Origin of the sequence: Pseudomonas sp. AD21, from assembly GCF_002878485.1 — a bacterium.
GTDB lineage: Bacteria > Pseudomonadota > Gammaproteobacteria > Pseudomonadales > Pseudomonadaceae > Aquipseudomonas.
Map to the genome: position 1 here is coordinate 1 of NZ_NQYG01000105.1, position 11,815 is coordinate 11,815.

The following is an 11,815-nucleotide window of genomic DNA, read 5'->3' on the forward strand; positions in this document are numbered from 1 at the left end:
AGGTACTCGGTGTCGAACAAGTCGGGCGGCATGACAACTTCTTCGAACTGGGCGGGCACTCGTTGCTGGCGGTGAGCCTGGTGGCGCGCATGCGCCAGAGCGGTCTGCACACCGACGCCCGGGCGCTGTTCAGCCAGCCGACGCTGGCGGCGCTGGCACTCAGCACCACCGATCAGGCGCAGCAAGTGCTCATCCCGCAAACCACCATCCCGAGCCTCAATCGCAAACGCCGGCTCTGACCCGCAACTGATTGTGCAAACCAAACCCTGTGGGAGGGGGCTTGCTCCCACAGGGAATTGCGTTGCCCACCCGCAGGGAGGCCGGCTTGTCCCCGCTTCCCATGTCAGCCCCCCAGGCCCCGATGTTTTAGTTTTTCCAGGCTGCGCGCTACTCGCACGGACTCGCGGCTGCGCGCTCCTTTTTCTCGTATTTACAGCAGGTTATCCCATGCATTTCAGCGAACTGATGGCGGTTATTTCCACCCATGCGATCCGCCTTCAACAGGAAGATGAAGACCTGGTCATTCTGGGCAGCGACGACGCGCTGGATGATGCGCTGTGGGACAGCCTCGCTGCGCACAAGGCGCAATTGCTGGAGCTGGTTGCCCGCCACGGTGGTGACTGGTTGAGCCCGGCGTTTCGCATCACCAAGGACATGCTGCCGCTGGTGCAGCTGGATCAGCCGACCATCGACCGGCTGGGCGCCAACGTACCGGGCGGCGCTGCCAACCTGCAGGACATTTACCCGTTGGCGCCGTTGCAGGAAGGCATGCTTTACCTGCACCTGTCGGCGCCCGCTGGTGACCCCTACGTGTCGCAGGCGCGGTTCGCCTTTGACAGCCGCGAGCGTCTGGACGCCTTCGCCGAGGCGCTGCAGTGGATGATTGAACGCCACGACATCCTGCGTACTTCGTTCGTCTGGGAACGCCTGGATGAGCCGCTGCAAGTGGTGCAACGGCATGCCCCGCTGCATTGCGAAGAAGTGCTGCTCGAGCCGGGCGCCGATGTGTTGACGCAACTGCTTGAACGCCACGATCCACGCTTCTTTCGCCTCGACATCCAGCAAGCGCCGCTGCTGCGTCTGGTCCACGCCAAGGACCCCGCCAACGGGCGTGTGGTCGCCTTGCTGCTGTTCCATCACCTGATCATGGACCACGTCGCCCTCGACGTGGTGCGTCGGGAAACCCGCGCGCATCTGCTCGGCCAGGCCGCGCAGGTCGGGCCGGCGGTGCCGTACCGTGATCACCTGGCCAAAGCGCGCATGGGTCTGGACGAACAGGCCCATGAGGCGTTCTTTCGCGAGATGCTCGCCGACATCGACGAGCCGACCTTGCCCTGTGGTTTGCAGGATGTGCAGGGCGACGGCCAGAACATCGAAGAAGCCGTGCTGATGCTTGAAGCCGATTTGAGCCGGCAATTGCGCGGCCAGGCGCGTCAGCTCGGGGTCAGTGTCGCCAGCCTGATGCACCTGGCGCTGGCGCGGGTGCTCGGCCAGTTGTCGGGGCGTACGGCGGTGGTGTTCGGCACCGTGCTGCTGGGGCGGATGGAAGCGGGCGAGGGTGGCGAGCAAGCGCTGGGGATGTTCATCAACACCTTGCCGCTGCGGGTGGATGTCGGACAGGACGGCGTGCGTGCTGGAGTTCTGGCAACGCATCGACGCCTGACCGCGTTGCTCGGCCATGAACAGACGTCTCTGGCGCTGGCCCAGCGTTGCAGCGCGGTGGCGGTGCCGACGCCGTTGTTCAGCGCGATCCTCAACTATCGCCACAGCAGCCAAGAAGAGATCGCCGAGGTCAGTGAACTGGTCCCCGGTGTTCAGGTGCTTGGCGCTCGCGAGCGCACCAACTATCCGCTGACGATCAACATCGACGACCTCGGCGAGGACTTGCGCATCACTGCGCTGGCGGACGCAGCGCTGGGTGCCGAGCGCATCGCCGGTTATTTGCACACCGCGTTGCACAGTCTGTTGCAGGCCTTGCAGGCGACCCCGGAGGCGCCGCTGCAACGGCTGAACATTCTGCCGGCCGCCGAGCGCGACTACCTGCTGCACGGGGTCAACTCGCCGTTGCCGCAGTTCCCTGAAACACCGTTGATCCATCAGCAGTTTGAAGCCCACGCGCAGGCACGCCCCGAGGCCACCGCGCTGATTTTCGAAGCGCAGACGCTGAGCTACGGCGAGCTCAACCGCCGTGCCAATCAACTGGCACATCACCTGCTGGCGCGAGGGATTCGCCCGGATCAGCGCGTGGCGATCTGTGTCGAGCGCGGCCCGCAGATGATCATCGGCCTGCTGGGCGTGCTCAAGGCCGGCGCCGGTTATGTGCCGATCGACCCGGCGTATCCGCTGGAGCGCATCGCCTACACCTTGCAGGACAGCGCCCCGGTGGCGGTGCTGACCCAGGCCGATACCCTCGAGCGGGTCGGCGCGCTCAGCGTGCCGAACATCGACCTCGACAGCGTGCAGTTGCAGGCTGAACCGAGCAGCAACCCTGACATTCCCGAGCTCAGCCCAAGCCATCTCGCCTACGTGATCTACACCTCTGGTTCGACGGGCCTGCCCAAGGGCGTGATGGTCGAACACCGCAACGTGGTGCGGTTGTTTTCGGCGACCCATGACTGGTTCAATTTCAACCCGCAGGACGTGTGGGCGCTGTTCCATTCCTTTGCCTTCGACTTCTCGGTGTGGGAAATCTGGGGCGCATTGGCGTTTGGCGGCCAGTTGCTGCTGGTGCCGCAGGCGATCAGCCGCTCGCCGGACGACTGCTACACCTTGCTGTGCCGCAGCGGCGTGACCGTGCTCAATCAGACCCCGAGTGCCTTCCGCCAGTTGATCGCGGCGCAGGGCCGCAGCCCGTTGCAGCACTCGCTGCGCGAAGTGATTTTCGGCGGCGAAGCGCTGGAGCCAGGCCTGCTCAAACCGTGGTACGCGCGGGTCGGCAACGCCGGCACGCGGCTGGTGAACATGTACGGCATCACCGAAACCACGGTGCACGTGACTTATCGTCCACTGCAGGCGGCAGACGCGCACCTGGTCGGACGCAGCCCGATTGGCGTCGCGATTCCCGACCTGCAACTGTACGTGCTCGATGCTCAGCGCGAGCCGGTGCCCACCGGCGTGATCGGCGAGCTGTACGTGGGCGGCGCCGGGGTCGCCCGGGGTTACCTCAATCGCGCGGCGCTGACTGCTGAACGCTTTATTGCCGACCCGTTCAGCGGGCGTGCCGAGGCGAGTCTGTACAAGACCGGTGACCTGGCGCGGCGGACCGCGGATGGCAGCCTCGAGTACCTGGGGCGCAACGACGATCAGGTGAAGATCCGTGGTTTCCGCATCGAGCTGGGCGAGATCGAAGCCCGCCTCGCAGCCTGCGCCGGTGTGCGCGAGGCGGTGGTGATCGCCCGTGAAGACAGCCCCGGTGATCAGCGGCTGGTGGCGTACTGGCTGGCCGCTGCCGACGCCGAACCCAGCGCCGCGCAATTGCGTGACGAGTTGCTGTTGTCGCTGGCCGAGTACATGCTGCCGAGCGCCTTTGTGCGTCTCGATGTACTGCCGCTGACCACCAACGGCAAGCTCGACCGCAAAGCCTTGCCGCAGCCCGACAGCGATGCCTTTGCCCGTCGTGGTTTCGAAGCCCCGCTGGGCGAAGTTGAAACGCTGATTGCCGGCCTCTGGCAGACCCTGCTCGATGTCGAGCAAGTGGGCCGGCATGACAATTTCTTCGAGCTCGGCGGCCATTCGCTGCTGGCGGTGAAGCTGATCGAACGCATGCGCCAGCACGATCTGCACTGCGACGTGCGTGTGCTGTTCGGCCAGCCGAGCGTGGCGGCGCTGGCCGCGACCCTGAGCAGCGGCCACGCCATCGCGGCCCCGGCCAATCTGATCAGCCCCGATTGCACGCAAATCACCCCGGAGCTGCTGCCGCTGGCGACGCTGGATCAGGCCGGCATCGACCGCATCGTGGCGACGGTGCCCGGCGGCATCGCCAATGTACAGGACATCTATGGGCTGGCGCCGTTGCAAGCGGGGATTCTCTATCACCACTTGGCGACCAGCGCCGGCGATCCGTACGTGCTGCAGGCGCAGTTTGCCTTCGCCGGTCTGCCTCAGATCAAGGCCTTCGTCCGCGCGCTGAACGCGGTGATCGAGCGCCACGACATCCTGCGCACCAGCGTGGTCTGGGAAGGCCTTGAAGAGCCGATGCAAGTGGTCTGGCGTGAAGCGCCGCTGGCGCTGGAACGCGTCGATGCCGACCTGCTGGAAGGCGACGTGCTGGAGCAGATGCAGGCACGTTTCGACCCGCGTCACTACCGCCTCGACCTGCGCCGCGCACCGCTGATGCGTCTGGCTTACACCGAAGACCGCGAGCACCAGCGCTGGATCGGCATCCTGTTGCTGCACCACATCGTGCTCGACCACACCGCGCTGGAAGTGTTGCTGGCGGAAATGAACGACAGCCTGCAACCGAGCGGCCGCGAACTGCCGGCGCCGGTGCAGTACCGCAACTACGTGGCGCAGGCGCAACAGGCCGCCAATGCCCAGGCGCACGAAGCGTTCTTCCGCGACATGCTCGGCGACATCGACGAGCCGACCGTGGCCTTCGGTCTGCAGGACGTGCATGGCGATGGCAGCACGGTTGTCGACAGCGTGCAGGCACTGGACGCCGGCGTTGCCCGGCGTTTGCGTGAACAGGCACGCCGGCTCGGCATCAGCGCGGCGAGCCTGGTGCATCAGGCCTGGGGTCAGGTGCTGGCGCAAGTCTCGGGGCGCGACGAGGTGGTGTTCGGCACCGTGCTGCTCGGGCGCATGCAGGGTGGCGAGGGCGCCGAACGCGCGCTGGGCATGTTCATCAATACCTTGCCGCTGCGGGTCAGCGTCGGCGCGACCGCGGTGCAACAGGGTGTACGTGCCACCCATGAACGTCTGGCGCAACTGCTCGCGCACGAACAGGCGTCACTCTCGCTGGCCCAGCGTTGCAGCGGCGTTTCTGCGTCGCTGCCGCTGTTCAGCACCTTGCTCAACTACCGCCATAGCGCGGCGCAATCGGCGAGCGTGCAGTGGGACGGCATTCAGGTGCTCAGCTCCCGCGAGCGCAGCAACTATCCGTTGGTGATCAGTGTCGACGATCTCGGTGAGGGCTTTGGCCTGAGCGTGCAGGCCGTCCCGCAAGTCGACGGCGCACGGGTTTGCGATTACTTGCAAACCGCGCTGCACAACCTGCTGACCGCACTCGAAGACAATCCGGCCACGCCGCTGCGGCAGGTTTCGGTGATGTCGTGGAGCGAGCGGCAGCGGGTCCTGGTCGGGTTCAACATCACTGGTCGTGATTACCCGCACCCGCAGACGGTGCAGCGTCTGGTCGAAGCCCAGGCGGCGGCGTACCCCGAGGCCACGGCGGCGGTGCAGGGTGCGCAGCAGTTGAGCTACGGCGAACTCAACCAGCGCGCCAATCGCCTCGCGCATTACCTGATCGGCCTTGGCGTACAGCCCGATGATCGGGTAGCCCTGTGTGCCCGGCGCAGCCCGCAGATGCTGGTGGCGTTGCTGGCGATCCTCAAGGCCGGCGCCGGTTATGTGCCGGTCGATCCGGCGTACCCGGCAGAACGCATCGCCTACCTGTTGCAGGACTGTGCCCCGGTGGCGGTCCTGGCTCAGGCCTCGACCCGCGATCTGCTCGGTGGCGTGCCGGTCATTGATCTGGACGGCGATCTCTGGCAGCACCTGTCAGATGCCAATCCGAAGCTGCCGGCATTGACGCCGAACCATCTGGCTTATGTGATCTACACCTCCGGCTCTACCGGCCAGCCGAAAGGGGTGATGGTCGAACATGCCACCCTGGAAAACCTCGTGCATTGGCACGTTGAAGCCTTTGACTTGCGCGCCGGCAGCCATACCGCGAGTGTCGCCGGCTTCGGTTTTGATGCGATGGCCTGGGAAGTGTGGCCAGCGCTGTGCGTCGGCGCGACCTTGCACCTGCCTGCGCAGTCGATCCGTAACGAGCATCTGGACGATCTGCTCGACTGGTGGTGCGCGCAGCCGTTGCAGGTGAGCTTCCTGCCGACGCCGGTGGCCGAATACGCTTTCAGCCGTCAATTGCAGCACCCGACCTTGCGCACGCTGTTGATCGGCGGCGATCGGCTGCGCCAGTTCACTCGCCAGCAAACCTTCGAGGTGATCAACAACTACGGCCCGACCGAAGCGACGGTGGTCGCGACGTCGGGACGCGTCGAGCATGGCCAGCCGTTGCACATTGGCCGACCGATCGCCAACGCCAGGGTCTACTTGCTGGACGCTGACCTGCGCCCGGTGCCGGTGGGCGTGGCGGGCGAGTTGTATGTCGGCGGCGCGGGCGTGGCGCGCGGCTATCTGAATCGCCCCGAATTGAGCGCAACGCAGTTCCTCTTCGATCCGTTCAGCGACGCGCCACAGGCACGCATGTACCGCACCGGCGATCAGGCGCGCTGGCTGGCCGACGGCAATATCGAGTACCTGGGGCGCAACGACGATCAGGTCAAATTGCGCGGCGTGCGTATCGAACTCGGTGAAATCGAAGCAGCGCTCGGCAGTCACGCCGCGTTGCGGGAAGCCGTGGTGCTGGTCCGCGATGGGCGGCTGATCGCGTGGTTCACCGAGCGTACTCCGGTCGATATCGGACAATTGCGCAATCACCTGCAAGCACGTTTGCCCGATGCGCTGCTGCCGGCGGCTTACGTGCGTCTGCAGGCCTTGCCGTTGACCGCCAACGGCAAGATCGATCGCAAGGCCTTGCCTGAACCGGAGCACGGCGCGTGGCTCAGCCGCGAATACGAGGCGCCACAAGGTGCTGTGGAAACCGCGCTGGCGCAGATCTGGATCGACGTGCTGAAAGTCGAGCGGGTCGGGCGCCACGACAACTTCTTCGAGCTGGGCGGGCATTCGCTGTTGGCGGTGAGCCTGATCGAACGCATGCGCCAGATCGACCTCGCGGCTGACGTGCGCGTGTTGTTCAACCAGCCAACCCTGGCAGCACTGGCGGCCGCCGTGGGTAGCGGTCGCGAAATCGAAGTGCCGGCCAACCGTATCCCGCCCGGCTGCACGCATATCACTCCATCGATGCTGAGCCTGACCGAACTGGACCAGGCCAGTATCGAGCGCATCGTCGCCACGGTGCCCGGTGGCGCGGCCAACGTGCAGGACATTTACCCGTTGGCGCCGTTGCAGGAAGGCATTCTTTATCACCACCTGAGTGCCGAGCAGGGCGATCCGTACCTGCTGCAATCGCGCCTGGCCTTCGACAGCGTCGAACGCCTGCGCACCTTCAGCAAGGCCTTGCAGCAGGTCATTGCCCGTCACGACATCCTGCGTACCAGCGTGGTCTGGGAAGGGTTGGCGAGCCCGCACCAGGTGGTGTGGCGCGAGGCGCCGCTGGTGGTGCAAGCCGTGGCGCTGGACCCTGCACAGGGCGACATGCTCGAACAGTTGCACGCGCGCTTCGACGCCCGCCACCACCGTCTCGACCTGAGCCACGCACCGCTGATGCGCATCGTCTACGCCGAGGATCCGGCGCAGCACCGGGTGGTGGCGATCATATTGTTTCAGCACTTGATCCTCGACCACACCGCGATGGAAGTGGTGGGGCAGGAAATGCGCGCGTTCATGTTCGATCAGGCCGACCGCCTGAGCACGCCGATGCCGTATCGCAACTACGTGGCGCAGGCGCGGCTGGGCGCCAGTGAGCAGGAGCACGAAGCGTTCTTCCGCGACATGCTCGGCGATGTCGACGAGCCGACGCTGCCGTTCGGCCTGCACGACGTGCAAGGCGATGGCGGCGACATCGAGGAGGCGCAGCAAGCCGTCGATCCCGAACTGAGCCGGCGTCTGCGCGAGCAGGCCCGGCAGTTGGGCGTCAGCCCGGCGAGCCTGATGCACCTGGCCTGGGCGCAGGTGGTGGGCGTGCTTGCCAACCGCCGCGACGTGGTGTTCGGCACGGTGCTGCTGGGCCGCTTGCAGGGCGGCGAGGGCGCCGACCGCACGCTGGGGGTGTTCATCAACACCTTGCCGCTGCGCGTGGATGTCAGCGAAGGCGTGCGCAGTGCGGCCAAGACCACCCATGCACGGCTGACCGCACTGCTGGCCCATGAACATGCGCCATTGGCGCTGGCCCAACGCTGCAGCGCAGTGTCCGGCGCGCCGCTGTTCAGCGCCTTGCTCAACTACCGTCACAGCGCGGCCGATGCGCAGCCGCGTGACGGTCAGGGCATCTGGGAAGGTGTGCAGTTGCTCGGTGGCGAAGAGCGCAGCAACTATCCGCTGACCCTCAGCGTCGACGACCTGGGCGAAGGTTTTGCCCTGGCGGTGCTGGCGCTGGTGCAGATCGGCGCGCAGCGCATCTGTGGCTACATGCACACCGTTCTGGAACATCTGGTGGACGCGCTGGAACAGGCGCCGCAACGTCCGCTCAACCGCTTGCCGATTCTTTCGGTCGAGGAATACGAGCACTTGCTGGTCGGCTTCAACCCGACGACGGCGGCATACCCGCGCGGCGCAACGATTCAGGCGCTGGTGCAAGTGCAGGCCGAGCAGCAGCCACAGGCGCTGGCGGTGGTGCAGGGCGATCAGCAACTGACCTATGCGCAACTCAATCAGCAAGCCAATCGCCTGGCGCATCACTTGCTCGGCCTCGGCGTGCAACCGGACGACCGGATCGCCGTGTGCCTGCAACGCAGCCCGCAAATGCTCGTGGCGCTGCTGGCAATCCTCAAGGCCGGCGCCGGTTACGTGCCGGTCGATCCGGCGTACCCGGCGGAACGCATCGCCTACCTGCTGCAGGACAGCGACCCGGTGGCGGTGCTGACGCAGGCGTCGACCCGCGACCTGCTGGGCCGGGTGCCGGTGATCGATCTGGACAATGCCATCTGGCAGCACCTGCCGGACAGCAATCCGCTACTGCCGACGCTGACCCCGGCGCATCTGGCCTACGTGATTTACACCTCGGGCTCCACCGGCCAGCCGAAAGGCGTGATGGTCGAACACGCGACCCTGGAAAACCTCGTGCACTGGCACTGCGAGGCGTTCGACCTGCGGGCCGGCAGCCACACCGCGAGTGTCGCCGGTTGCGGTTTCGACGCGATGGCTTGGGAAGTCTGGCCGGCGCTGTGCGTCGGCGCGACCCTGCACCTGCCGCCGCAATCGATCAGCAACGAACACCTGGATGACTTGCTCGACTGGTGGCGCGCGCAACCGTTGCAGGTGAGCTTCCTGCCGACGCCGATCGCCGAATACGCCTTCAGCCGCGAACTGCAGCACCCGACGCTGCGCACGTTGCTGATCGGCGGCGATCGTCTGCGCCAGTTCAACCGCGAGCAAAGCTTTGCCGTGATCAACAACTACGGCCCGACCGAGGCCACGGTGGTTGCGACCTTCGGGCAGATCAATGCCGGACAGTTGCTGCACATCGGCCGGCCGATGAGCAACGCCAAGGTCTACCTGCTTGATGATCAGCAACGTCCGGTACCGGTCGGGGTCGCCGGCGAGTTGTACGTCGGTGGCGCGGGCGTGGCCCGGGGTTACCTGAACCGTCCTGAGCTGACTGCCGAACGCTTTCTCGAAGACCCGTTCAGCGACGAACCGCAGGCGCGCATGTACCGCACCGGCGATCTCGCGCGCTGGCTGGCCGATGGCAACATTGAGTACCTGGGGCGCAATGACGATCAGGTCAAGCTGCGTGGCGTGCGCGTGGAACTGGGGGAAATCGACGCCGCGCTGTCCAGCCATCCGGCGGTGCAGGATGCGGTGGTGCTGGTGCGCGAGGCGCGCCTGATCGCCTGGTTCACCGCCAGTACGGCGGTCGACATCGAAGATCTGCGCCTGCATCTGCAAGCGCGCTTGCCGCAGGCACTGGTGCCCGCCGCTTACGTGCGCCTGCCAGTGCTGCCGCTCACGGCCAACGGCAAACTCGACCGCAAGGCCTTGCCCGAACCGGATCAGGACGCCTGGCTCAGCCGCGAATACGCGGCTCCGCAAGGCTCGGTGGAAATCGCGCTGGCGCAGGTCTGGGCCGAGGTGTTGCAGGTCGAGCAGGTCGGTCGACACGACAACTTTTTCGAACTGGGCGGCCATTCGCTGCTGGCGGTGAACCTGATCGAGCGCATGCGTCAGCTCGGCCTGAGCACCGATGTGCGCGTGCTGTTCAGCCAGCCGACCCTCGCCGCACTGGCCGCCGCCGTGGGCAGCGGTCGCGAAGTCGAGGTGCCGGCCAACCTGATTGCGCCGGGATGCACGCGCATCACCCCGGACCTGCTGACGCTGCTGCAACTGGATCAGCCAAGCATTGAACGGGTGGTTGCCACCGTGCCGGGTGGTGCGGCCAACGTGCAGGATATTTATCCGTTGGCGCCGCTGCAGGAAGGCATTCTTTATCACCACTTGAGCGCCGCGCAGGGCGATCCGTACCTGCTGCAATCGCGCCTGGCATTCGACAGCCTCGAACGCTTGCAGGCCTTCGCCGCCGCGCTGCGTCAGGTCATGAGCCGGCACGACATCTTGCGCACCGGGGTGGTCTGGGAGGGCTTGGCAACGCCGGTGCAAGTGGTGTGGCGCGAGGCCGAACTGCCAGTGCAGGAAGTCGCATTCGACCAGGCGGCCGGTGATGTTCTGGCGCAGTTGTATGAGCGTTTCGACGCACGGCATTACCGCATCGAGCTCAGTCAGGCACCGTTGATTCGTCTGGTCTATGCACGCGATCCGGCCAACGACCGGGTGGTCGCCATGCTGTTGTTCCATCACATCGCCATGGATCACACGGCACTGGCCGTGGTGCAGGAGGAAATGCAGGCGATCCTCTTTGGCCACGCCGACGCGCCGCTGCCGGCCGTGCCGTACCGCAACTACGTGGCGCAGACGCGCCTGGGCGTCAGTGAGCAGGAGCATGAGGCGTTCTTCCGCGCAATGCTCGGCGACATCGACGAGCCGACGCTGCCGTTCGGTCTGCTCGATGTACGCGGCGACGGGCATGACATTGAAGAAACGCGGCAGAGCGTGCCCGCGGCCCTGGCCCTGAATCTGCGCCGCCAGGCGCGGCAGATGGGCGTGAGTGTCGCGAGCCTGTTCCATCTGGCGTGGGGGCAAGTGCTGGCGGCGACTTCCGGGCATGATCGGGTGGTGTTCGGCACCGTGCTGTTGGGCCGAATGCAGGGCGGCACCGGCGCCGATCGCGGGCTGGGAATGTTCATCAACACCTTGCCGTTGCGCGTGGACCTGGGCGACACCTCGGTGCGGGCCGGCGTGCGTGCCACCCATGCACAACTGACGGCGTTGCTTGGCCATGAACACGCGTCACTGGCGCTGGCCCAGCGTTGCAGTGGTGTGGCGGCGCCGTCGCCGCTGTTCAGCGCGATGCTCAACTACCGGCACAGCGTCAGCGAAGCACAGCAACAGGCCACGCGTCTGAGCTGGCAAGGCATCCATAACCTCTCCAGCGAGGAGCGCACCAACTACCCGCTGAACCTCAACGTCGATGATCTGGGGCAGGGCTTTGACCTCACGGTCATGACCCCCGCGTCGATTGGCGCGGCGCGGGTCTGCGGGTACATGCAGCGAGCCTTGGCGGCGCTGGCCGAGGCGCTGGAGCAGGCACCGCAGCAGGCGTTGAATCGCCTGCCGGTGTTACCGGATGCCGAGCGTCGGCAGTTGCTGTTCGGCCTCAATGCCACCGACGTTGGTTACGATCTTCAGCAGACCATTCATGGGCTGTTCGAGGCGCAGGTGCAGCGCTCGCCGCAGGCGCCAGCGGTGGTTGCCGGTGAGCGGGCGCTGACTTATGCCGAACTCAATGCCCGGGCCA

2 protein-coding genes are annotated in these 11,815 nt (G+C 65.9%); both read left to right on the forward strand.

The window, feature by feature from the left end:
- On the forward strand, positions 1-239 hold a 239-nt coding region (locus PseAD21_RS28710; protein WP_146011323.1), incomplete at its 5' end, for a phosphopantetheine-binding protein.
- A 208-nt stretch (positions 240-447) separates the two neighbouring features.
- The coding region (locus PseAD21_RS28715) for a non-ribosomal peptide synthetase (protein WP_102359081.1) at positions 448-11,815 on the forward strand (11,368 nt) is incomplete at its 3' end.